Annotated in this window: 24 protein-coding genes; 14 read left to right on the forward strand and 10 right to left on the reverse strand. The window is 64.9% G+C overall.

Annotated elements, in window-relative coordinates; genetic code table 11:
- The first annotated feature begins 104 nt into the window (after positions 1 to 104).
- The 5 genes from AC066S_RS08205 (at position 105) to AC066S_RS08225 (ending at position 5,451) form a co-directional block, all read left to right on the forward strand.
- Complete coding sequence (locus AC066S_RS08205; RefSeq protein WP_126259668.1) at positions 105 to 914, forward strand: crotonase/enoyl-CoA hydratase family protein; 810 nt, start codon at positions 105 to 107, stop codon at positions 912 to 914.
- Positions 911 to 2,794, forward strand: a complete 1,884-nt coding sequence (locus AC066S_RS08210) for a feruloyl-CoA synthase (protein ID WP_478269388.1) — start codon at positions 911 to 913, stop codon at positions 2,792 to 2,794. The genes AC066S_RS08205 and AC066S_RS08210 overlap by 4 nt, the downstream gene beginning before the upstream one ends.
- Positions 2,795 to 3,028: 234 nt before the next feature.
- A complete protein-coding gene (locus AC066S_RS08215; RefSeq protein ID WP_126259666.1) occupies positions 3,029 to 3,790 on the forward strand; it encodes an SDR family NAD(P)-dependent oxidoreductase in 762 nt (253 codons plus the stop codon).
- Positions 3,791 to 3,800: 10 nt separating this feature from the next.
- A complete protein-coding gene (locus AC066S_RS08220; protein WP_061029942.1) occupies positions 3,801 to 4,220 on the forward strand; it encodes an acyl-CoA thioesterase in 420 nt (139 codons plus the stop codon).
- A gap of 79 nt (positions 4,221 to 4,299) precedes the next feature.
- The gene (locus AC066S_RS08225; RefSeq protein WP_126259665.1) at positions 4,300 to 5,451 is read left to right on the forward strand and encodes an ABC transporter substrate-binding protein; all 1,152 of its coding nucleotides are present in this window, start codon (positions 4,300 to 4,302) and stop codon (positions 5,449 to 5,451) included.
- A 274-nt stretch (positions 5,452 to 5,725) separates the two neighbouring features.
- Here the strand turns inward: AC066S_RS08225 and AC066S_RS08230 are convergent, their stop codons facing one another.
- Together AC066S_RS08230 and AC066S_RS08235 are read right to left on the reverse strand one after the other, a co-directional pair.
- Positions 5,726 to 6,454, reverse strand: coding sequence for a glutathione S-transferase family protein (locus AC066S_RS08230; protein WP_126259664.1), 729 nt, complete (start codon positions 6,452 to 6,454; stop codon positions 5,726 to 5,728).
- A 38-nt stretch (positions 6,455 to 6,492) separates the two neighbouring features.
- Positions 6,493 to 6,753 carry a hypothetical protein gene (locus tag AC066S_RS08235; RefSeq protein WP_126259663.1) on the reverse strand — a complete coding sequence of 87 codons (261 nt, stop codon included), beginning with the start codon at positions 6,751 to 6,753 and terminating at the stop codon, positions 6,493 to 6,495.
- A gap of 113 nt (positions 6,754 to 6,866) precedes the next feature.
- Between AC066S_RS08235 and AC066S_RS08240 the strand changes: the two genes are divergently transcribed.
- Together AC066S_RS08240 and AC066S_RS08245 are read left to right on the forward strand one after the other, a co-directional pair.
- On the forward strand, positions 6,867 to 7,565 hold the full coding sequence (locus AC066S_RS08240) for a helix-turn-helix transcriptional regulator (RefSeq protein WP_126259662.1): 699 nt from the start codon (positions 6,867 to 6,869) through the stop codon (positions 7,563 to 7,565).
- 5 nt (positions 7,566 to 7,570) lie between these two features.
- The gene (locus AC066S_RS08245) at positions 7,571 to 7,894 is read left to right on the forward strand and encodes a YkgJ family cysteine cluster protein (protein WP_164718861.1); all 324 of its coding nucleotides are present in this window, start codon (positions 7,571 to 7,573) and stop codon (positions 7,892 to 7,894) included.
- Here the strand turns inward: AC066S_RS08245 and AC066S_RS08250 are convergent.
- Both AC066S_RS08250 and AC066S_RS08255 read right to left on the reverse strand, forming a co-directional pair.
- Positions 7,891 to 8,289 (reverse strand): hypothetical protein, encoded by a 399-nt coding sequence (locus AC066S_RS08250; protein WP_164718860.1) that lies wholly within the window; start codon positions 8,287 to 8,289, stop codon positions 7,891 to 7,893. The genes AC066S_RS08245 and AC066S_RS08250 overlap by 4 nt on opposite strands.
- Positions 8,290 to 8,509: 220 nt before the next feature.
- Positions 8,510 to 8,857 carry a DUF3307 domain-containing protein gene (locus AC066S_RS08255; RefSeq protein ID WP_049820470.1) on the reverse strand — a complete coding sequence of 116 codons (348 nt, stop codon included), beginning with the start codon at positions 8,855 to 8,857 and terminating at the stop codon, positions 8,510 to 8,512.
- A gap of 415 nt (positions 8,858 to 9,272) precedes the next feature.
- Here AC066S_RS08255 and AC066S_RS08260 point away from each other — a divergent pair, with 415 nt between their 5' ends.
- From AC066S_RS08260 to AC066S_RS08270, 3 genes are all read left to right on the forward strand, one after another.
- Positions 9,273 to 10,718 (forward strand): TAXI family TRAP transporter solute-binding subunit, encoded by a 1,446-nt coding sequence (locus AC066S_RS08260; RefSeq protein WP_478269389.1) that lies wholly within the window; start codon positions 9,273 to 9,275, stop codon positions 10,716 to 10,718.
- 297 nt (positions 10,719 to 11,015) lie between these two features.
- Entirely contained in the window at positions 11,016 to 12,122 is a 1,107-nt protein-coding gene (locus tag AC066S_RS08265; RefSeq protein WP_478269390.1) for a cyclic nucleotide-gated ion channel, read from the forward strand.
- 13 nt (positions 12,123 to 12,135) lie between these two features.
- Positions 12,136 to 12,921: an enoyl-CoA hydratase/isomerase family protein gene (locus AC066S_RS08270; protein WP_478269391.1), complete on the forward strand. Its 786-nt coding sequence runs from the start codon at positions 12,136 to 12,138 to the stop codon at positions 12,919 to 12,921.
- Between the two features lie 83 nt (positions 12,922 to 13,004).
- Here AC066S_RS08270 and AC066S_RS08275 read toward each other — a convergent pair whose 3' ends face one another.
- Positions 13,005 to 13,649: a glutathione S-transferase family protein gene (locus AC066S_RS08275; RefSeq protein WP_126259656.1), complete on the reverse strand. Its 645-nt coding sequence runs from the start codon at positions 13,647 to 13,649 to the stop codon at positions 13,005 to 13,007.
- A gap of 89 nt (positions 13,650 to 13,738) precedes the next feature.
- Between AC066S_RS08275 and AC066S_RS08280 the strand changes: the two genes are divergently transcribed.
- Complete coding sequence (locus tag AC066S_RS08280) at positions 13,739 to 14,719, forward strand: helix-turn-helix transcriptional regulator (RefSeq protein ID WP_478269392.1); 981 nt, start codon at positions 13,739 to 13,741, stop codon at positions 14,717 to 14,719.
- A gap of 137 nt (positions 14,720 to 14,856) precedes the next feature.
- A complete protein-coding gene (locus AC066S_RS08285; protein ID WP_035997328.1) occupies positions 14,857 to 15,105 on the forward strand; it encodes a hypothetical protein in 249 nt (82 codons plus the stop codon).
- A 10-nt stretch (positions 15,106 to 15,115) separates the two neighbouring features.
- Here the strand turns inward: AC066S_RS08285 and AC066S_RS08290 are convergent, their stop codons facing one another.
- The 3 genes from AC066S_RS08290 to AC066S_RS08300 form a co-directional block, all read right to left on the reverse strand.
- Positions 15,116 to 16,108 (reverse strand): fatty acid desaturase, encoded by a 993-nt coding sequence (locus AC066S_RS08290; protein ID WP_478269393.1) that lies wholly within the window; start codon positions 16,106 to 16,108, stop codon positions 15,116 to 15,118.
- Positions 16,109 to 16,124: 16 nt separating this feature from the next.
- The gene (locus AC066S_RS08295; RefSeq protein WP_478269394.1) at positions 16,125 to 17,141 is read right to left on the reverse strand and encodes an alpha/beta fold hydrolase; all 1,017 of its coding nucleotides are present in this window, start codon (positions 17,139 to 17,141) and stop codon (positions 16,125 to 16,127) included.
- A 136-nt stretch (positions 17,142 to 17,277) separates the two neighbouring features.
- Complete coding sequence (locus tag AC066S_RS08300) at positions 17,278 to 18,081, reverse strand: MBL fold metallo-hydrolase (RefSeq protein WP_478269395.1); 804 nt, start codon at positions 18,079 to 18,081, stop codon at positions 17,278 to 17,280.
- Between the two features lie 173 nt (positions 18,082 to 18,254).
- On the opposite strand from AC066S_RS08300, the gene AC066S_RS08305 reads away from it, so the two are divergent.
- Positions 18,255 to 19,457, forward strand: coding sequence for an MFS transporter (locus AC066S_RS08305; protein WP_478269396.1), 1,203 nt, complete (start codon positions 18,255 to 18,257; stop codon positions 19,455 to 19,457).
- A gap of 191 nt (positions 19,458 to 19,648) precedes the next feature.
- Positions 19,649 to 20,599, forward strand: a complete 951-nt coding sequence (locus tag AC066S_RS08310) for a helix-turn-helix transcriptional regulator (RefSeq protein WP_478269397.1) — start codon at positions 19,649 to 19,651, stop codon at positions 20,597 to 20,599.
- Between the two features lie 177 nt (positions 20,600 to 20,776).
- On the opposite strand, the gene AC066S_RS08315 is transcribed toward AC066S_RS08310, so the two are convergent.
- Together AC066S_RS08315 and AC066S_RS08320 are read right to left on the reverse strand one after the other, a co-directional pair.
- Positions 20,777 to 22,390: an acyl-CoA synthetase gene (locus AC066S_RS08315; protein WP_478269398.1), complete on the reverse strand. Its 1,614-nt coding sequence runs from the start codon at positions 22,388 to 22,390 to the stop codon at positions 20,777 to 20,779.
- 53 nt (positions 22,391 to 22,443) lie between these two features.
- Positions 22,444 to 23,223: a FadR/GntR family transcriptional regulator gene (locus AC066S_RS08320; protein WP_126259648.1), complete on the reverse strand. Its 780-nt coding sequence runs from the start codon at positions 23,221 to 23,223 to the stop codon at positions 22,444 to 22,446.
- Between the last annotated feature and the right edge of the window lie 67 nt (positions 23,224 to 23,290).

The following is a 23,290-nucleotide window of genomic DNA, read 5'->3' on the forward strand; positions in this document are numbered from 1 at the left end:
CCCCGGGGTCCCCCGCCCGCCCCTAGGGAGTGGATCGGGAACGCGCCCCTCCTTGACTCCACCAGAATTCGTTATACAACATAACTATTCTGACAAGGACGCAAATGACACAGGGAAACGCCGAGCCCGCTGCCGCGGGCGCCTCCGGGCTACTCCGGATCGAGAGGGTGGACCGGGTTCTGACCGTGGGTCTGAACCGGCCGGCCAAGCGCAATGCGCTCAACGACGGCATCATCCTGGAAATCGGCGAGTGTTTTGCGTCCCTGCCCGAGGACATCGGCGCGGTCGTCATCCACGGCGTCGGCGACCATTTCTCCTCAGGCCTCGACCTCTCCGAGCTGACCGAGCACGACGCGACAGGCGGCCTGCTGCATTCCCAGATGTGGCACCGGGTGTTCGACCGCATCCAGTACAGCCGCGTGCCCGTGATCGCCGCGCTGAAGGGCGCCGTGATCGGCGGCGGGCTGGAACTTGCCTGCTCGGCGCATATCCGCGTCGCCGAGCCCTCGACCTATTTCGCGCTGCCGGAGGGACAACGCGGCATCTTCGTCGGCGGCGGCGGCTCGGTGCGGCTGCCGCGGCTGATCGGCGTCGCCCGGATGATGGACATGATGCTGACGGGCCGCGTCTATAGCGCGACCGAAGGCGCGTCCTACGGCTTCGCGCAATATGTGACGGAAGCTGGCAACGCGCTCGGCAAGGCGATGGAGCTTGCGACCAAAGTCGCCTCCAACGCGCCCCTGACCAATTTCGCCGTGCTCCAGGCCCTGCCGATGATCGCGGAGGCCAATCCGCAGACCGGTCTGTTGATGGAATCGCTGATGGCGACCGTGGCCCAGAGCGACAAAGAGGCAAAACGCCGGATCCGTGAATTCCTCGAGCACAAGACCGCAAAGGTAAAGCCGAAGCCATGAGCGCACAGCCGTCCTCTTCCAGCACGGAGCGCGGCGCGAGCACTTTCCCGCTGCGGCCCATCTCGTTCGGCGATCCCGCCGTCAACATCGAACGGCGCGACGACGGCACGATCTACCTCCGGCCCAAGCAGCCGCTCGGCGATTATCCGGTCCGCATCACCGACCGCCTGCATCATTGGGCGACGACCACGCCGGATCGCGTCTTCATGGCGGAGCGCGAAGGCGGCCGCGGCTGGCGCAAGATCACTTACGCCGAGCTGCTCGTCGCGGCACGGCACATCGCGTCAAGCCTGATTGCGCGCGGCCTGTCGGCGGAGCGGCCGGTCGTCATCCTCTCCGGCAACTCGATCGACCACGCCCTGCTCGCGTTCGGCGCGTTCTATGCCGGCATTCCGTTCTGCCCGGTGTCGCCGGCCTATTCGCTGGTGTCGAAGGACTACGGCAAGCTGTCCTATCTGATGAAGCTGCTGACGCCCGGCCTTGTCTTCGCCGAGGATGCCGACAAGTTCGCCGATGCGCTCGCCGCCAATGTCTCGCTCGGCACCGAGATCGCCGCCTCGTATGGCGGCGTGCCGGGCCGTGACGTCACGCTGCTCGCCGACCTCATGGGGACACCGATCCGCAGCGATCTCGACGACGTCCATGGCAGGATCGGTCCCGACACGATCGCGAAATTCCTGCTGACCTCGGGCTCGACCGGCAATCCGAAGGCCGTCATCAACACCCAGCGCATGATCTGCGCCAACCAGGTGATGCTGCGCGAGACGCTCGCTTTCCTGAAGGACGAGCCGCCCGTCATCGTCGATTGGCTGCCCTGGAATCACACTTTCGGCGGCAACCACAATATCGGGCTGACGCTCTACAACGGCGGCTCGATGTATCTGGACGCCGGCAAGCCGATGCCCGGCGGCATCGAGGAGACCGTGCGCAATCTCCAGGAAATCTCGCCGACGGTCTATTTCAACGTGCCCAAAGGCTATGAATCGCTGCTGCCCTATTTGCGCGAGGACCAGGGCCTGCGTGCAAAATTCTTCGACCGCCTGCACGCGATGTTCTTCTCGGGCGCCGCGCTCTCGCCGTTCATCTGGGACAGCCTCGACGAGCTCGCGGTGAAGGAAAAAGGTTATCGCGTGCCGATGCTGACCGGGCTGGGCGCGACCGAGACCGCGCCGTTCTTCATGTCGGTCAATCCGCGCACCAGCCGCTCCGGCCATGTCGGCCTGCCCGTTTCGGGCAACGACGCCAAGCTGGTGCCGAACAACGGCAAGCTGGAGGTGCGGGCCAAGGGGCCGAACGTCATGCCCGGCTACTGGCGCCAGCCCGACATCAGCGCGAAATCCTTCGACGAGGAAGGATTTTACAAGATGGGCGATGCGCTCAAGCCTGCCGATCCCGACGATCTCAACGCCGGCTTCGATTTCGACGGCCGTGTCGGCGAAGACTTCAAGCTCGCCAGCGGCACCTGGGTCAGCGTCGGCCCGTTACGCGCGCGCCTCACGGCCGCCTGCGCCCCGCTGGTGCGCGACGTCGTCATCGCCGGCATCAACCGCGACGAGATCTCGGCGCTGGTCGTGCTCGACCTCGACGGTTGCCGGCTGATCAACCCGACGCTGCCGGCCGACGATCTCGTCGTCGCGACGCGCGACCGCCTGGTACGCGAGGCTTTTCGCGAGCGCCTGACCCGTTTCCTCAGCCAAGCCACCGGATCCTCGACGCGGATCACGCGCGCGATCCTGATGGACACGCCGCTCTCGATCGACAAGGGCGAGGTCACCGACAAGGGTTCGATCAACCAGCGCGCCGTGCTGGAGCACCGCACCGAATTGATCGAGGAGCTCTACGCTGCCAATCCATCCAACCGTGTGATATCGGTCGGATAACATGACAATTGGAATGAACCGATCGGCTGCTCCTTCACCTCGCCCCGCTTGCGGGGAGAGGTCGAATTTGCGCAACGCGCAAATTCGGGTGAGGGGGACTCTCCGCGAGTCTCACTCTCGCCGTCTCCGCGGAGAGTCCCCCTCACCCCAACCCTCTCCCCGCAAGCGGGGCGAGGGAGCGCATCGAGCGCTTGGATACGATCGCGTCTGAATTAGAATCGAAGGAGAAACGCCATGTTGTTGAAGGATCAGGCAGCCATCGTCACCGGCGGCGCATCGGGACTGGGCGCGGCCACCGCGCGAAAGCTGGCGGCGCAGGGCGCGAAGGTCGCGGTGTTCGATCTCAATGCCAAGCTCGCCGAAACGGTCGCCGCCGAGATCAAGGGCGTCGCCGTGACCTGCGACGTCTCCGATGCCGCCTCCGCTGAAGCCGCGATCGCGCAGGCGACGAAGGCCCACGGCCCGGCCCGCGTGCTGGTCAATTGCGCCGGCATCGGCGTTGCCAAGCGCGTGGTCGGCCGCGACGGCCCGATGGCGCTCGCCGATTTCGACAAGGTGATCAAGGTCAACCTGATCGGCACGTTCAACATGCTGCGCCTTGCCGCGACCGAGATGTCCAAGCTCGAGCCGCAGGCGACCGGCGAGCGCGGCGTCATCATCAACACCGCGTCCGTTGCCGCCTATGACGGCCAGATCGGGCAATCAGCCTATTCGGCGTCCAAGGGCGGCATCGTCGGCATGACCCTGCCGATCGCGCGCGAACTGGCGCAGTTCGGCGTCCGCGTGCTGACCATCGCACCCGGCCTGTTCCTGACGCCGCTGCTCGCCAACCTGCCGCAGGAAGCCCAGGACTCGCTCGCCGCCGCCATCCCCTTTCCGCGGCGGCTCGGCCAAGCCGACGAATTCGCCGCGCTCGCACTGCACATGGTCGAGAACGCCTATCTGAACGGCGAAGTGGTGCGCCTCGACGGCTCGCTGCGTATGGCGCCGAAGTAAGGCGCCGCCCATGTTCGTGAACCGGCGCGAGGTCCAGATCCAGTGGGGTGATTGCGACCCCGCCAACATCGTCTACTACCCGCGCTATTTCGCGATGTTCGACGATTCGACCTCGACCCTGTTCGAGGTCGCCGGCTTCTCCAAGCAGGATCTGGTCCGCAAATACGGCCTGGTGGGCATCCCCATGGTCGACACGCGGGCCAAGTTCTACATCCCCTCGACCTATGGCGACTGGATCACCATCGAAACCAAAATCGAGAGCATCAAACGCTCGAGCTTCGAGGTGAAGCACAACGTCTACAAGGGCGAGGCGCTGGCGATCGAAGGGTTCGAGACCCGCGTTCTGGTCGGCCGCGATCCCGTTAACCCAGACAAATTGAAATCGGCACCATTCCCGGCGGAAATGGTAGCCAAATTCACGGGAAGCTAAATCGCCGCATCACCAAAAGAGGGGGCTGAATTACCCCCCGATTTCTGCTTTCAAAGAAACACGTAAAGGGAGGAAATAGATGAAACGCTTTTACCTGACTGCCGCCATCACCGCGGCGGCGCTTGCCCTGCCGGCGCTGCCCGCATTGGCCCAGACCAGCGAAGTCACGATCGGCATCACCACCACCACGACCGGCCCCGGTGCCGCGTTGGGTATTCCCGAGCGCAATGCGCTGGAGTTTGTGCCGAAGGAGATCGGCGGCGTGCCGCTGAAGGTGATCGTGCTCGACGACGGCGGCGATCCCACCACTGCAACCACCAACGCCCGCCGCTTCGTGACCGAATCCAAGGCCGACATCATCATGGGCTCGGCGCTGACGCCGCCGACCATCGCCGTCTCCAACGTCGCCAACGAAGCCGGCATTCCGCATTTCGGCCTGGCGCCGTTCCCGATCACGCCGGAGCGCATGAAGTGGTCGGTGGCGATGCCGCAGCCGATCCCGATCGTCGGCAAGGTGCTGTACGACCACATGAAGGCCAAGGGCGTGAAGACGCTCGGCTATATCGGCTATTCCGACTCCTATGGCGACCTCTGGTTCAACGACCTCAAGGCGCAGGCCGTGCCGATGGGCATGACGATCGTCGACGAGGAGCGCTTCGCCCGTCCCGACACGTCCGTGACGGGACAGGTGCTGAAGCTCGTTGCCGCTAATCCCGACGCGATCCTGGTCGGCGCGTCCGGCACCGCGGCCGCGCTGCCACAGACCGAGCTGCGCGAACGCGGCTACAAGGGCCTGATCTACCAGACTCATGGCGCCGCCAGCATGGACTTCATCCGCATCGCCGGCAAAGCGGCCGAAGGCGTGCTGATGGCTTCGGGTCCCGTCATGGCCCCCGAGGAACAGCCGGACAGCGCCCTGACCAAGAAGCCGGGCCTCGCGCTCAACTCGGCCTATGAGGCCAAGTACGGTCCGAACAGCCGCAGCCAGTTCGCCGGCCATTCCTATGATGCGTTCGAGATCCTCAAGCGCGTCATTCCGGCTGCGTTGAAGACGGCCAAGCCCGGCACGCCTGAATTCCGCGAAGCCATCCGCCAGGCGCTGCTGACGGAGAAGGAATTGGCCGCCAGCCAGGGCGTCTACAACTTCACCGAAAAGGACCGCTACGGCCTCGACGAGCGCTCGCGCATCCTGCTCACGGTGAAGGACGGCAAGTACTCGATGGTGAAGTAGGCCCAGCCAGCAGTTGAGACGACGAGAGCCGGCCCAATGGGCCGGCTCTTTTGTCTTGCGTTTGAAGATAGCCCGAAACCCCGGCGGCGGTATGTGCTCCCTCTCCCGCTTGCGGGAGAGGGTCGGGGAGAGGGTGCTTCCGCGTTGGGATTGCCCGAGGCTTGCCGAGAAAGTCTCCCAGCCGAGAGAGCCCTCACCCGCCGCGCTCTGCGAGCGCGTCGACCTCTCCCGCAAGCGGGAGAGGTGCACCGTGCATGCGGAAACAATATCCGCCTCACGCCGCCTGCCGCAACGGGGTCCAGGCGAACTCGGGATAGTAGTCGTCCATCATGCGGTCGACAAAGGCGGTGAGGTTCGGAAATGCCTCGGTGCGCTCGCGCAAGGCCGATTCGAAGAACGGCGTCAGGATGCCGGCGAGCATACCGAAGGCGGTAGCATCGACGCCGCAGGGCTTGTTGCCCATCAGGTACGCCTTGTCGCCGAGCTGCACCGAGAGTGCAAACAGCGAGCGCACGGCGAGGTCGACGTCGTCATCGGGCGCGTGGCGGCCGAGGCCGGACAGCAGATAGTTCTCGGCGACGCGGAACTGCGCATCCTCGCGCAGCTTCTCGCGGTTGTGCTCCGGTGCGCCATCGAAGAAATGCGCGGGTCCTTTGGCAAAATTCACCGGATCGACCCAGCGTGCCCCGACCAGTCCCCAATAAATATGGTGCTCGATCATCCGTTCGAACGCCCAGGCCTGCGCACGCTCGGCCAGCGACAGGCCGGCATCGAAATCGAAGCCGTAGCGGCGCTCGATATGGGCGCGGATGAAGGTGGAATCAGCCACCGCCTCACCGCCGTCGTCGATGAACGGCAATTGCCCCTTGGGAGAGGCCGGCGGCATCGCCCGCTCCTTTCGATAGGGCAGCCCCGCCATCTTGAGCTGCACCTCCGTCTTGGTGACGAAGGGGCTGATTTCCGGCAGGCCGAAGCCGGTGCCAAAGCCGTAAAGCGTGATCATGCGAGCTCTCCTGAACCTCTCTCGAAAGTTGGCGGAACCTAGCGACCGGCTGCTGCCACCATGGTGGCAGCAGCCGTGATATCTTCTGCAAAGCGAGCCCCGCGCCAGGCGCGGCCCATCACGTGGCGGACCAGCGCGTCCGCGGCCTGGGTCAGCAAGCGTGCCACGACGCTTGCGAGGGCAAACCGGAGGTCGAAGGCCATGAGATCGAGCGAAACGAGGCGCCCGAATGCCGATACGGACCACGCCTGTGCCCGCAGCATCGGAATCCCCGGGCCGAAATGGGTTGGAATGATCATGGACAAATCCCCTTCAGTCGATGTGTTGTCCCGGTATAGAACCCCCCTGCTGCCAACATCCTGTCAGCAGCCGCGCGCCGCCTTCTGAAAAGACCACCGATAAGAGAATTGTCATGAGACGCGCCGACCGGCTGTTTCAGATCATCCAGGTGCTGCGGCGGACGCGGAAGCCGCTGACGGCGGACGCCATCGCGGCCGAGCTCGAGACCTCGAAGCGCACGATCTATCGCGACATCGCAACGCTGATCGGCCAGCGCGTGCCGATCCGCGGGGAAGCCGGCATGGGCTACATCCTGGAGAAGGGATTTGACCTGCCGCCCTTGATGCTGACACCCGACGAGATCGAGGCGGCCGTACTGGGCGCACAATGGGTCGCCGGCCATGCCGATTCGGCGCTGGCGCGCGCGGCCGAAGATCTGATGGCCAAGATCGCCGACACCGTGCCTGAGCGACTGCGCCCCTTCGTGCTGGAGCCGGCGAGCCGCGCACGCCCAAGCTGGAACAGGGAGCCGGACCGCCTGGACATGGTGCGCACCCGCACCCAGATCCACGAAGGCAAGAAGATCATGCTGCGCTATCGCGACGAGCAGGGCCGCGCCAGCGAGCGCACGATCTGGCCGATCTCGGTCGGCTATCTCGAAGCGGTGCGCCTGCTCGCCGCCTGGTGCGAGCTGCGCGGCGACTTCCGCAGCTTCCGCACCGACCGCGTCGTGGAGGCGAACTATCTCGACGAGAAATATCCGGAACGACGCGACGTGCTGCGCGCAAGATGGCGTCAGAGCCTGGTCTGGGGCCCGCCAAAGGACACGTGACGAAGATGCAAGAGAGCTCCCCCATCGATCCGTCGAGCTGCTGCCAGAGTTGCGGCGCGTGCTGCGGCTATTCGGCCAACTGGCCGCGCTTCTCGATCGAGAGCGAGGAGGAGCTTGCTGCGATTCCGGAGACGCTGGTCAACGAACGCCAGTCCGGCATGCGTTGCGAGGGCGATCGCTGCTCGGCCCTGCAGGGGGACATCGGGAAAGCCACGGCGTGCGGCATCTATGCGATGCGGCCGGAGGTGTGCCGCACCTGCATGCCGGGCGATGCCGAATGCGCGATGGCGCGGCGGAAGTTCGGGTTGCCTTCTATCGCTATCGTTTAGGCCGGAACTGCTTCGCCGATCTCGTCGTCGAGCTCGTCCTCGAGCGGTGCGAGCACCGAGAGCGGCTTGGTCGACAGCGTGATCGGCTTGCGGCCGCCCGACAGCGACGGCGAGGCTTTCGCCGCGCCTTCCCGCGATAGCGCATAGAGCGTCGAGCCGACACGGCCGCCGTTCTCGATCAGGTCGCGCTCGCTGCAGCTCGCTGCGATCACGACCGCGAGCGAATGCAGATGGTTGCGGCGATAGCAGAACAGCGCCAGCCTGGCGCGCGCGTCAGGGGAAACACTCTCAACCAACCTCGGCAGGCCACTCTCGCTGGCGCGGTACATCTCGCCAAGGAGCTCGTCGCGAACCGGGCAGAAATCGCTTTCAAAGGCGTCGCGGCTTGAAAACATTGCAGTTCTCCCTCGTGTGAGGAAGATGCAGCGCAATTCTCTAATGAAAGGTTAACCACGCTGGCCGGTAGTCACCCGGGGTGCTCGCGCGTGCGCCGCGAATTGGTGGGGCGGCGGGAATTGCTGCTTGCCGTCATTCCGGGGCTCGCGAAGCGAGAACCCGGAATCTCGAGATTCCGGGTTCGGTCCTGCGGACCGCCCCGGAATGACTTCGCAGCCGTCAGTTCGCCGCCATGAAGATGGAAAGGCCGAAGCCGGTCAGATGATGCAGCGCCTGATCGACGCCGATCAGGGTCCAGAACCAGGGATGCGCCAGGTCGACCCCGAAATTCGCCGAGACGAATCCCTTGGCACGGTCGATCGTGATGTGGATCACGAAGTCGATGAAGGCCACGAACCAGAATTTCGGCGCCACGATCAGGATCAGCGGCAGCGCAACCGCAAGGTGAACGAGGCAGTGCACCAGAAGCGGCAGGGCCCAGCCGTGCTTCTGGTCCTTGCCGTGCGCCATCCAGGCGGTCTGGAGGACGAAGTCGGCGATGATGTGCTTGAAGGTGAGCAGCAACATCCAGCCAATGAGCGCTTCGACCGGAATCGCCGATGACAGGGGTGGAAACGACAAGGCTGACGCCCTCATTGACGTGACAAGAAAGATTGGAGCGTTCAGCGCAACTTATTCTTGGACCCAGTTCTGGACCGGTCAAATCGCCGGGAGGCGCGATTTATGCCATCTCCCGCGGCGGAATGCAGCCGGGGGAACCGGAAATTCGCCAAGTGTGGCTAACCGGGCATAGGACGCCCCATCGCCGTGGAAGCCTCGCGTAAGGTTACCTTCGGCTCGAAATTTGCTTTCCGTGACCTTCGCGCTATCATCGCGGATAGAGAATATCTTTCTTTTTTCAGGCGTTTACGAATTAAGGGCGCTCCCCGCGATCGCATCGGCGAGCCGCCCGCCACCGAAACAATAAGGCCAGAGTGCTGCCATGAGTACTGAAGGCCCGACCTCGTCGCTCACCGAACCGCCGCCCCGGCGCCCCAAGGTGATCAAGACCAATCAGCAGCAGGTCTTCCTCTACGTCGTGCTGACCCTGCTGTTGTCGCTGGCCACCGTCTGGGGCGGCCGCGCGATGCTGCACAATTCGGAAACGCTGACCTTTGCCGTCGGCGCTCCCAACAGCGACGAAGCGCTGTTCGCGGCCAAGCTCGCCACGGTGCTGACGTCCAACGCCTCGCGCTTCCGGATCAAGATCGTCAACAACGCCGACAACGCCAAGGCGCTCGCACAGTTCGACCGCAAGCAGGCCGACCTTGCCGTCCTGCGCACCGACGCCAAGGTCCCGCTGCGGGCGCGCACGCTTGCCATCCTCGAGCACGATCTCGTGCTTCTGCTCGGTCCCGGCAACAAGAAGATCAAATCGATCGCCGAATTGAAGAAGAAGAAGGTCGCCGTTTTCGCCGAGAGCGAATCCTCCCTCGCCTTCGTCCGCAGCATTCTCGATATCCCCGACGGTCCGGACGCGGCGAAGATCCAGATGGCGCCGCAGGGCGCAACGCTCGACAAGCTGTTCGCACCGGCAAACGGCTTTGGCGCGGTCATCGCCATCGTCCATGCCTCCGGGGCGGTGCGGGACAAGGCCTATGAGCAGGTCGCCAGGCGCGGCGGCTTCACGCTCAACGCGATCGACGAGGCCAAGGCGCTGGCGCGCAAGCTTCCCGGCATTTCCAGCGAGACGCTGACGGCAGGCACGCTATCGACATCCCCGAAAATTCCCGATGACGACCTCGACACGATCGGGCTGGAATGGCTGCTGGTCGCACAATCCAGGATGTCCCCGACCGCGGCAGGCGAGCTCGCCCGCATCGTCTACGAGAACAAAGCCGCGCTCGGGCTCGACAACGGCTTTGCCACCAGGATCGAGCCGGCCTCTGTCGAGAAGGACGCCTTCGTGATCGCGCACCAGGGCGCGGCCGATTACATCAACGACGACACCAAGTCGTTCATGGATAAGTACAGCGATCTGATGTATGTGGGCGCCGCCGCGCTCAGCGTCATCGGCTCGATCTTCGCCGCGATCTACGCCAAGATCACCCGCATCGCGCCGGAGAAGGCCAGCGAACTCTCCACCGCCATCCTCGACATCGGCGAGCGGATCGAGCACGCCCACTCGCTGGATCAGCTCGAATGTCTTCAGGACGAGCTCGAGGGCATCCTGCGCGGCGCCGTCATCGGACTACGAGACGGCACGATCAGTACCGATGGGCTCGACACCTTCAAGCTCGGCTACGAGTTCGTCCGCGACGAGATCGGCATGCGGCGCGACTATCTGAAACGCCATGCCAACGAGACCGGGAAGCCGGCGCCGGGTGCCGGCCCCGCCCCGCACGACGACAGCAATGTCGTGATGGTGAAGACCGCCCAGAGCGCCTGAGAAGCCGGGTCGTTTGGGGCCGCCATTCTTGTCCCGGACAAGCCGCAACGCCAAAGGCGCTGCCGCGCAGAGCCGGGACCCAGGAGCCGCGGGATCGGGATGCGCTGCTGCTGGGCCCCGGCTCTGCAGCGCATCACTACGTGCTGCGCTGCGTCCGGGGCACGGGGCTGGGGTTGTGGCTTCCCCCTTATCATACCCCCGCCCGTCGTTGACGGCCCCCGCCGGGGCGGGCACTTTGGCGCCGACGTCCCAGCCGGGATTCCGAAGATTTGTCCAGAGACCGAGCCGCCCTCCCGCATGTCCAAGCCGCTGATTTCCGCTCTGGCCCAGTTTGCGGCCGCCACGGCCGGCCGCAACATGACCAAGGCGGCCTATGTCGCGGTCACCGTCGGCGTGCTCAGCATGGTGTTGCTGTCGGACAAGCGGGCCCACGAGGCGCACGGCTGGATCAGCGCTCTGCTCTGGACCTGCCTCGCCTATTTCATATTCGAATGGCTGGTCCGGCTGCGCCACATGACGCAGCATGGGCGGCTTTCGCTGTACATGTCCTCTTCCGCCGGGCTGGTCGACGCGATCGGGGCTCTGGCGGTGCCGGTCGCGCTGGTTCTCGGCGTCGAGCCCCGGACGGCCTGGCTGCTCGGCGTGCTCTGGGTGCTCAAGGTGGTGCCGGGCATTCCGGGCCTGCGGCAGCTTCGCCGCGTGCTGGTGCTGGAATCCGGACCTCTGGCCAGCGTGCTCGTGATCTTCCTGATGGTGGTTTTCCTCGCCTCCGTCGCCGAATATTTCCTGGAGCGGGACGTGCAGCCGCAGACGTTCGGCAGCGTGCCGGCCGCGCTGTGGTGGGCGGTGGTGACGCTGACCACGACGGGCTACGGCGACGTCGTGCCGGTCACGCCGCTCGGGCGCCTGGTGGCGGCCGCGGTGATGATCTCCGGCCTCGGTGTGTTCGGCCTCTGGACCGGTATCCTGGCGACCGGATTTGCCGCCGAGACGCGGCGCGACAACTTCCTCAAGACCTGGGAATCCGTCAGCAAGGTGCCGTTCTTCGCAACTCTGGGACCCGCTGCAATCGCCGACGTTACCCATATGCTGCGGACCATTGAGCTGCCGGCGCGCACCACGATCATCCGCAAGGGGACGCAGGGCGATTGCATGTATTTCATCGCCGCCGGCGAGGTCGAGGTCGAGCTGCCCGGCAAGAAAGTTCAGCTCGGCGACGGCGCCTTCTTCGGCGAGATGGCGCTGCTCGGCAACAACAAGCGTGGCGCCAACGTTTCGACCACGAAAGTGTCGCGGCTGCTGGTGCTCGACCTCGTCGACTTCCGGGTGCTGATGGCACGGCACCCCGATCTCGCCGAGACCATCGACGCCGAGGCGAAACGCCGCGCGCTCGAAAACAAGTAAGATGGAGACAAGAATGTCGGACATCACCGACGCAGCGACTGGCCCCCTGCTCGAACGCAACGGCGCGCGCGCCACCATCCGCCTCAACCGGCCGAAGCATCTCAACCGGCTCCAGGCGGAAGACCTCGAGGAGCTCGTCCGGCTGTTCGACCTGATCGAGGCCGATCCTGATATCCGGGTGCTGGTGCTGACCGGCACCGGCCGCGCCTTCTCCGCCGGGTATGACCTCAACTCAGTCGCCGAGCGCGCCGTCAGCGCAAACGAGCAGCAGAGCGCGGGCTCTGCCTTCGAACTCGTCGTCAACCGGCTGGAGGATCTCGGCGTGCCGACGATCTGCCGGCTCAACGGCGGCGTCTATGGCGGCTCGACCGATCTCGCGCTCGCCTGCGATTTCCGCATCGGTGTCGACACCGCCGAGATGTTCATGCCGGCGGCGCGGCTCGGGCTGCATTATTACCGGAGCGGCATCAAGCGCTACGTCACCCGCCTCGGCGTCGACAACGCGAAACGACTGTTCCTGACCGCGCAAAAGATCACCGCCCCGGAGATGCTGCGCATCGGCTATCTCACCGCCATGGTGCCGGTGGAGTTCCTGGACGAGGAGGTCGACCAGCTCGCCACGGTTCTCGCCGGCAACGCGCCGCAGGCGATGCGCGGCATGAAGCGCGCGATCAACGAATTCGCCCGCGGCGAGCTCGATGATCGCGCCGCCGACCAGCGCCACCGCGACAGCATGCGCGGCGAGGAGATCAAGGAAGGCATCAAGGCGTTCGCGGAGAAGAGAGCGCCGAGGTTTTGAGGGAGCCAAACCCACCGCTTCCCGGACAAGCGCGCCTCAGGCGCGCGCAGATCCGGGACGACGGCGGAGGTTGGCGTGACAGCTTAGCTCGGAATCGCCTTGGCATGCTGCGCGGCCATCTCCTCATCCGCCGCATTGATGCGCTGGAATGCCGGTCGCGAGGTCATGCGCTCGGCATAGCGGACGAAGACGTCCTTCTTCGGCACGATGCCGAACATCATGGTCCAGCTGAACGCCACGCCCCACAACACATCGGCAGCCGTCATGCGCTCGCCGAGCAGATACGGCCCCCTCGACAATTGCCCTTCAAGCGCGCCGAGCATGGTGTCGTAGTCGGCATAGGGAGACTGGGTAATGGGCGCCGGCTCGCGCTGCATGAACTTGTCGATCAGCGCCGGCTCGAAGGATGAGCCGTAATAGGCGATCCAGCGCAGATATGGGCCGCGCAGGGGATCGTTCAGCGCGGGCGTCAGACCCGCCTGCGGGAAGAGATCGGCGAGATAGATGGTGATCGCGACCTGCTCGGTCACGAGCGCCTCACCGTGGCGGATCGCCGGGACCTTGCCGAGCGGATTGATGGCGAGATAGGCCGGCTTCCGCTGCTCGCCGGCCTTCATGTTGAGGACGTGGAGATCATAGGGCGCGCCCAGTTCCTCCAGCAGCACCCGCGTGCCGGTGGCGCGGCTTTGCGGCGAGTAATACAGCGTGATGCGGTTCGGATCGGTCATGGCAGGTTCTCCTGGGGCGCTCTCTGGCGAGGCGCATCTTGTAGAGGCTCATACCTGACATCCTCTGTCAGGTATGGTTTAAGGAAATCATGCGCGCGAGCCGGATGCTGTCGATCCTCACCACCCTCCAGGCCAGGGGGCAGGTCACCGCGCCCGAGCTTGCGGAGGCCTGCGAGGTCTCGGTGCGCACGATCTATCGCGACATCGACGCGCTCGCGGCCTCGGGCGTCCCCGTCTACGCCGACCGCGGCGCAGAGGGCGGCTATCGCCTGCTCGACGGCTATCGCGTGCGACTGAACGGCCTGTCGCAGAGCGAGGCCGGCGCACTGTTCCTGACCGGATTGCCTGGCCCTGCGGCCGCCCTCGGCCTCGATGCGGCGATGATCGCCGCGCAGAATAAGCTGATGGCGGCGCTGCCTGCCCATCTGCGCGAGGACGCCAGCCGGATGCAGGAGCGCTTTCACCTGGATGCGCCGGGCTGGTTTGGCGAGGCGGAAGAACCAAAACATCTGCGCACCATCGCCGGCGCGGTGCTGCGCGGGACATTGATGAAAATCCGCTACCAGAGCTGGCGTTCCGAGAAGCAGCGCCGCCTTGCGCCGCTCGGCCTCGTGCTGAAGGGCGGGAACTGGTACCTCGCGGGTCAGGTCGATGCCACCGTGCGCACCTATCGCGTCGCGCGCGTGCTCGACTGCACGGCGCTCGACGAAAACTTCGAGCGCCCCGCCGATTTCGATCTTGCCGCCTATTGGCAGGCCGCGACGCTTCGCCTCGAGGCCGAGATGCATCCCAATGTCGCGGTGGTGCGGCTCTCTCCGTTAGGCGTCAAGCTGCTCGACGCACTGAGCCAGCCTTACGTCAAGGCACGCACGCAGCTCGCAGAGACCAGTGATGCCGACGGCTGGCGCATTGCGCGCGTGCCTGTCGGCAAGACATCCTGGCACGCCGCAGCCGAATTGTTGCGGCTGGGCCCCGAGGCCGAAGTGCTGGAGCCCGCCGATCTTCGCGACAGGATGACGGAACTGACACAGGCGATGGCCGCGCGCTATCGCGCGGCGCGGAAAACATGACGCCGGCACATTTCGCCGCAGGCCACGAAACAATCCTGAAACACGATTCTCCTCATCCCGCGTGAACGCGATCGCATCTCGGCCCGACCGAGATGCAGGGACACAACAACGGCCCTAGCGCCAAATGGAGAATGAAGATGTTTCGTAAGCTTGCTCTTGGTCTGATCGCCGCCGGTACGCTCGGCGTTGCCGCTCTGGCCCCCACCGCCGCTTCGGCCGGCGGCTTCCATCACCATCATGGTCATCACCACTGGGGTCCCGGCTGGGGCTTCGGCGGCATCTACCTCAACACCGGCGTCAGCAACTGCTACCAGGAGCGCCTGGTCCGGACCCGTCACGGCCTGCGCGTGCGCGTCGTGAACGTCTGCGCCTACGGAATCTACTGATATCTCGATTTCACGACAAAGCTCCGGTCGCATCGCGGCCGGAGTTTTGCGTCGATGAAGCAGCCTGCCGCTGCCGGCGAAACCAGGCCCAGGTCTCGCGCGTCGTTGTGATGTAGCCGTGGCCGCGATGGACGATTTCGCCGTCGACGATCGCGTTCAGCTTCGGCAGCGCATGAAAGGGGATCGAGGGGTAGGCATGGTGCTCGACATGGTAGGGCATGTTCCACGCGAACCATTTGACGAACGCGGCGGTATAGGTGGTGCGCGTGTTCTCAAAAGCGCTGCGGGTGCGCTCGCAGCCGGTATGCTCGGCATAGAGATAGGGCCGCAGGAAGAACTGCCCGATGATGAGCGGGACGATCCAGACCCAGAGCAGCAGCGCTGACGTGAACCACAGCGAGAGCGCGAGCAGCAGAGCATAGAGCGCGACATAGGCTCGCGCCTCTGTCACGATGACGGCGCGTTTGCCCTCGGGGATCCAGGGCACGGTGACCCTGCCGGTGATGGCATGGCCGAGCATCAGCCTGAGACGGCCGGCGACTTGGAGCAGGCCGCTATAGGCGATCGCGAGCTGCGTGTCGGATGTCGGTTTCACCCCGACGATCAGCTCGGGATCCTTGTCAGGATCCTGGGTGTAGCGGTGATGATCCCAGTGAAACTGGCAGTAATATTCGTAAGGCAATCCGATGATGAAGGCCGAGACGTGGCCCACGGCGAGATTGAGGCCGCGGCTCCTGAACGCGGTCTTGTGCGCGGTCTCGTGCACCGCCATGAAAAGGAAGGCGACGACATAGCCCTGCACCGCCATCAATGGCAGCGCCCAGAGCACGCCCCATCTCGACGAAACCATAGAGATCAGCGCGCCCACCAGCACGATCGCGCCATAATGGCCAAGGGTCTGCATGGCGCCCCTGAGATCGGAGCGGACCGACAATTCGCGCAGCATCGCCGGCGTCAGCGGCTTCAGGCGGTTGCCAGTCTCTGAAACGGTCGCATCGGTCATGATCGAAATGCCTGTCCTACTTGCCGAGAAGCGCCGCGACCTCGGCCTTGAGGAAGGCCTGGTCGCGCGGATTGTTGACTGGGTTGCCGGCGCGATGGCCATGCAGCGACGGGATCGGACGCAGCACGGCCGATTTCGCGTTCACCAGCCGGCCGAGCTCGTCCTCGTTGTCGCGCAGGTCGAAATAGCGATCGGTCGCGCCCGGCATCAGCAGCATGTGGGCCTTGATTGCCGCCAGCGCGCGATCGAAATCGCCTGCGAACGTCGCGCAGCGGCTGATATCGCCGTTCTGCCAGATGCCGACCTGCGCCAGGAGATCATTGGCGTCGCGCCGGGCAAATGTCGCGTCCCAGGTGCGGACGAGATAATCCTCCAGCGAGGTGAAGCCGGCCTCGCGCCAGAGCTCGTCGCGATAGAAGCCGTGCGACATCGCCCAGCCGGCATAGACCCGCCCCATGGCGCGATAGCCGGCGACCGGCTTCTCGGCGAAGCGACCGTCGCGGAAGGCGGGATCGGCGGTGAGCGCGGCCTTCACGCTTTCCAGGAAGACGTAATTGTAGGGCGCGCAACGCGCACTGCCACAGACCACGGCCGCGCGCTCAACCATCTCGGGATGCAGCGCCGCCCAGTGATAGGCCTGCATGCCGCCCATCGACCAGCCATAGACCATGGCCAGCTTCGAAATGCCAAGGCGCTCGGTGAGGAGGCGGTGCTGGACCGCGATCGCATCGTGATAGGTCACCTCGGGAAATGGCGCGGGGGTATTCGACGGCGAAGATGACAGGCCGTTGCCCAAAAGGTTCGGGATGATGACGAAGTAGCGCGTGGGGTCGAGCACGCCGTCGGGCCCGATCAGCCATTCGGTGTCGACGTGCTGCGCGCCGAACGAGGTCGGATAAAGGATGACGTTGTCCCTGGCCGGGGTCAGCGTGCCATAGGTCTTGTAGGCGAGCTTCAGCGAGGGGAAGACGGCCCCGGATTGCAGCACGACGTCGCCGGCGTCGAAAATCTCGTAGTCCTGCTGCCCCGTCATGCGTCCAACTCCCGCTCACGCGGCCGCAGGGTGCCGCGGCTTCCACGATGCATCGATCATGCCGGGCTCGTATCTGCGTCATCGTTTATACTGTACTTATAGTACAGTTATTTAAGACGAGCAAGATAAATCCGGCTCAGGCGATGGCTGCCAGATAGCGCGCAACCGACGCCGCGAAGGCGGCCTTGGCGCCGCTGGCGATGTTGCGTCCCCACCACGCGCCATAGATGCGATCGAAGGCGAGCGGCTCGACGGCTGCCGCGATCCGCCGCACCGCGGCTGCATTGAGCGGCATGTAGTTGGGGTAGGAGTACATGAAGCTGACGAAGCGACGGTCCATCGTCACCTGGGCGATGTCGCCGGTGAGCAGCGCGCCCCTGCCGTCCGCACTGCGCGCCGAGTGCAGCATGGTGGCGCCGGCGAAATGACCGCCGGTTCGCAGCAGCAGCAAATCGTCGAAGATCCGATGGCTTTCGCCCGTCCAGTGCACGATCGAAGAATGCGGTCGCGTGACGAATGCGCGATCGTCCGCATGCAGATAGACCGGCACGCCGCCAAAGGCGTCGCTCCAGTCGGCGACCGCGCCGTAATAGTGCGGATGCGAGATCGCGATTGCCTTCAGTCCGCCGAGGGCTGCGACGTACTGGATGGCTTCATCGGCTGCGAGCGGAATGCAATCCCACATCACGCAGCCGTCGCCTTGAGGCACCAGCAGCGCGCGCTGCCCGATGGCGAAGCTCGGCTCCAGGCCGATGCCGGTGAGGCCAAGATCGTCGCGGCCCACCACTCGGTGCTCCCGCGCCAGTTCCTCGCGCGTGAGAAAGGTCTGTCCTTTCCAGTTCACGAACTGCCGCTCGTCCTCACAGATCACGCAGGAGGCGGGCGGATTTCCGCCGTTCGGGAATTGCGCGCCGCAGGTTTCGCAGGTCCAGAGAGGCATGGTTCGAGCTCCGTGGGAAGATCGCAGGATGACATTGCGAACAAGCTTTCAGCAAGGTCGATGAGCATCAGGAGTGACGGGAACCAACGCGGCGAGCGCCCGTTACGTTCAGACCAACGCCAGATCGATTGGCCAAGAGGATCACGACAGACGAACAGCATGCTTGGGTATCGATGACATCGCGGCCTCCCTCCCCGTCCCGTATCTGGCCTCTGTTCGCGCTCAACTTCTTCATGGCCGACATGCAGTCGGGCATCGGGCCGTTCGTCGGCGTCTTCCTCCAGGAGCGCGGCTGGGCGACCGGGCTGATCGGCACCGCGATGACGATCGGAAACGTCGCCGGCATGCTGGTCACGACGCCGATCGGCGGCTTCATCGATTCCAGCCGCAACAAGCGCCTGTGGGTCGTCATTCCCGGCATCTGCGTCGTTCTCGCCTCCGCCATCATCCTGATCTCGCAGAATTTCTGGGCGGTGACGTTCTCCCAGGTCGCGCAATCGCTGGCGAGCGCCGCGATCGTGCCGGCAGTGACGGGCATCACGCTCGGCATCGCCAAGCAAAAGGGCTTCAACGCGCTCAACGGCCGCAACCAGGCGTTCAACCACGCCGGCAACATGGTCGGCGCGGCATTGTCGGGCTATCTCGGCTACAAGTTCGGCTATGTCGCCGTCTTCGCGCTGGCGGCCGTATTCGGCGCGATCGCCATCGCCTGCGTCCTGATGATCCCCGCAAGGGCAATCGACGACCGCGCCGCGCGCGGCAGCAAGGAGGACGACTCCAAGGCTCCGCCGGATGCGATGACGATGCTGCTCAAGCACCGGGCTCTGCTCGTGCTGGCTCTCACCCTCGCGCTCTTTCATCTCGGCAACGCCGCCATCGTCCCGCTCTACGGACTAGCCGCGGTGGCCGAAGGGCAGGCCAACGGCCCGAGCTTCGTCGCAACCACCGTGGTGATCGCACAGGGCGTGATGATCGTGACCTCGCTGATCGCGATGAAGGCCGCGAGCAAGCGCAATTACTGGCCGGTCATCCTGATATCCTTCATGTTCCTGCCGATCCGCGGCGTGCTGGCGTTCTTCGTCACGGGATGGTGGGGCGTGGTGCCGATGCAGGTGCTCGACGGCATCGGCACCGGCCTGCAGACGGTCGCCGTTCCCGGCATGGTCGCGCGCGCACTCAACGGCACCGGTCGCATCAATCTCGGCCAGGGCGCCGTGATCACGGTGCAGGGCGTCGGCGCCAGCCTCAGTCCCGCGCTCGGCGGCTGGGTCGCGCAATGGATCGGCTACGGGCCGACCTTCCTGCTGCTTGGCGGCTTTGGCGTCGCGTCGATGGTGCTGTGGTTCGCGTTCGGGGCGGTGGTGAAGAAGTACTGAGCTTCGCCATCGCGCGAACGCCGCAGAAGCGCTCGTGCGATCCCGGCCTGCCGAACTGCGGCACCGGGTCGCGGTCTGCGCGCGTCATCGCGAGTGGTTTATCACGCAATCCCGCGCTTTTGCCGTTGCGGTGCACCGGCCTGACGGTACAACCTTCCTCCAGATCACCGACAAACCTGCGCTTCCGATCGATGACACAGCCACAACTCTCATTCAGCGGCGATCCGACGGGGCCGGCCTATGAGGGGTGGCGCGAGCAGTTCTGCCGGAAGGTGATGGGCACCGATTTCGTTCCGATCGGGAACGGCCCAGTGCACCGGACAATCACGCCGGCCATCCTTCCGCGCCTGAGGCTGTCCGCCTCCTACGGTACGCCGATGAGCTTCGTGTCCACGGGCACCAACGACGAATTGGTTGTCGTCATGTCACCGAATTCGGCGCTGAGCGGAACCATGGGCAGGCGCCCGCTGAACGTCGCGGCCGGCGACCTCACGATCGGAGATCCGTCGATCAGGGGGGCCAGGGTCAGTCAAATGGCCTATGGCAACTTTCAGACCGCACTGTTGCCCCGCAAGGCGCTGCTGCGCGCGTGCCCGAATGCCGAGGACCTGATCGCGCAGCCGATCCCCGGCACCAGGCCGATCACATCGATGTTCCTGCGATATTATGACCTGGCGCATTCGCATTCGGACAAGCTCGCCCCGGCCGAGCTCGACGCGGTCTCGCAGCACCTGTTCGACCTCGCCGTGCTGATGATCGGAGCACGCGGCGATGCCGCCGAGGAGGCACGCCTGCGCGGCCTTGCAGCGGCGCGCTTCGAAACCCTCAAGTCAGATATCCTGGCGCAGCTCGACAGCCCCGGGCTGTCGCTCACCGGTCTTTCGGCCGCTCATCGAATCAGCCCACGTACGATCCAGCTGCTGTTCGAGCAGGCCGGCATCACCTATAGCGGCTTCGTGCTGGAGCAACGCTTGCTGCGCGCCGAGCGCCTACTTCGAAATCCCGCCATGCGCACCCGCAAGATCATCGAGATCGCGCAGCTCGCGGGTTTCCACGACGTCTCCTATTTTCATCGCGCGTTTCGCCGCCGCTTCGGACAGACCCCGGACGACGTCCGGAAGCTTTCCGGCGAGGCCGGCTAAAGCATGATCCGGAAAAGTGCGCAGCGGTTTTCCGAAAAGATCATGCTTGAACAACAACCTAAAGCGCGATGACGATCCATCCTAATCGCATCACGCTTTAGGCGAACTCGAGCACGATCTTGCCGAAATGGCCGCCCTGCTGCATCAGGCGCAGCGCGTCCGGGGAAGCGCTGCCGCTCAGGTGCCAAAGCTCTTCTGCACCGCCTTGTCGAGCGTCTCGCCGCCGACGAAGCGCTGGCGCAGCTCGCGCTTGAGCAGCTTGCCGCTCGGATTCTTCGGCAAGGCATCGACGAAGATGACGCGCTTGGGCACCTTGAAATGCGCCATCTGGGCGGCGCAATGCTTGATGACGGTTTCTTCGTCGAGCTTTTCGCCGCTCTTGACCACGATGATGGCCGTCACCGCCTCGATCCAGCGCGGATCTGGCAGGCCGACCACGGCGACCTCCGACACGGCGGGAATGCGATAGACCATCTCCTCGACCTCGCGGCTTGCGACGTTCTCGCCACCGGTCTTGATCATGTCCTTGACGCGATCGACCACGGTGATGTGGCCCTCGTCGTCGACAGTGGCGAGATCGCCGGAGTGAAACCAGCCTCCGGCAAACGCCGCCGCGGTCTTCACGGGATCATTGTAATAGCCGGACAGCAGATGCGGCGAGCGGTGCACGATCTCGCCGACCTCGCCGACCTTGACGTCCTCCATCGCATTGTTGACCACGCGCGTCTCGACATTGAGCACGGGCTTGCCGGCCGAACCCGCTTTCCGGAGCTGATCTTCCGGCCGCAGCACGGTCGCGAGCGGCGCGATCTCGGTCTGCCCGTAGAAGTTCCAGAATTTTACGGCAGGCAGGCGACGCTGAAGCTCGAGCAGGACTTCCACCGGCATGATCGAGGCGCCGTAATAGCCCTTCTGCAGGGTCGACAGATCGGTCTTGTCGAAGTTCGGCGAGCGCAGCATCGCGATCCAGATCGTCGGCGGCGCGAAGAAGGACGTGATCTTGTGCGCCTGGATCAGCGCCAGAATGTTGTCGGCCGTCGGCTTGCCCGTGATCACGCCGGAGGCGCCGAGATAGACTTGCGGTCCCAGGAACACGTCAAGCTGGGCGCAGTGATAGAGCGGCAGCGCGTGCAGGAACCTGTCCTCCACGCTCATGCCACCGTCGATGATGCAGCTGACATACTGCCACATCACGGCTTCATGGGTCAGCATCGCGCCCTTGGGCAGGGATTCCGTGCCTGAGGTGTAGACGATCTGGGCGAGATCGCGGCTGTCGACCGACGCTTCGAGGAACGAGCCGTCGGCATCAAGCAGATCGTCGAAGGTGGTAAGACCCGCGGGCGCCGACGCGGGATCCTCGCCCGGCAGCCAGATCATGTTCTCGACCGCGCAACCCTTGGCGCTGGCTGCGCGCGCGGACTCGACGAAATCCGGTCCGGTCGCGAGCAGCTTCGCGCCGGAGCTCTTCAAGATGAAATTGATCTCGTCCGGATTGAGCATGAAATTGATCGGCACCAGCACGGCGCCGATCCGCGCCGCCGCAAAGCGCAGCACGGCGAAGGCGTGCGAATTGCGCGACAGCACCGCGATGCGATCGCCCTTCCCGGCGCCGAGGCCGAGCAAGCCGCGGCCGAGCCGGTTGCAGATCGCATCCATCTCGGCAAAGCTCCAGCTCACGTCGCCGCAGCTCACCGCGAGCTTGTCCGGCTCGCGTCCCGCCGAGCGGCGCAGCAGATCGCCGATGGAATGCTCGCGTGCTTTCGCGATGGTGGCTGCGGTGTCGCCGGTCATGTGTTCCTCCGTGTGATATCTTTGTTTGTTGTGCTGCACGAATTCCAAAGGCGCTATCTGCGGCGGGCCGCCAGCGCGTGCTCCATGTACATGTGTTCGACCGAGCGATCGAGCGACGCGATTTTCTCGAAGCCGCGCCGCCAGTCCTGCAGGTGCCGGCGCGTCCATAGCACGCCGGCTTCGCGGTCGCGGCGGCGGATCGCATCGATGAGATGGCGGTGCGCCGCGACGAGACGCGGGCCGCCTTCGGCGACACCTGTCACGATCATCTCAGTGGTCGGATAGAACAACTGCGCTGCCGGCTCCCGCGCGAGCTGGAGCACGCGGTTCTGCGAGGCCTTGGCGACCAGAACATGGAATTCGGCATCGCATTCGGCAAGCATCGCGGCGTCGCCGACTACGGCCTCGCTACGCGCGAGATTGCCGGCGAGCTCGGCAATGTTCTCCTCCGTCGCCCGTTCCACCGCGCCCTCGATGCTGGCGACTTCCAGCGTCATCGAGGCCTCGTAGAGCTCACGGAAGGTGACCTCGTGGAGGACCAGCGCGCGGCTGAGACGGCTCGCGAGCTTGCTGTAGCGCGGCAGGCAGGCGTGCAGGCGGCGCGAGGAATCGCGCCTGATCAGCCCGCCTTCCTCCAGCACGCGGATGCCCTCGCGAATGGTCGAGCGATTGACGCCGAATTGGCGGACCAGGTCGTGCTCGGTGCCGATGGGATCGCCCGGCTTGATGCGGCCATTGACGATCTCGCGCTCGATGGCGTCAGCAACCTTCTGATAGGCGGGCGCGACATCGATCGGACGAAACAGCGGAGCGACCGGCAAATCAAACTCCATTGGCGATTGTCCGACAAGCTTTATCCCTTACCGGAGAATGCGTCAAACTCCGGTATTCAAGCCTCTG

It is taken from the genome of Bradyrhizobium sp. CFUWI, assembly GCF_056429085.1.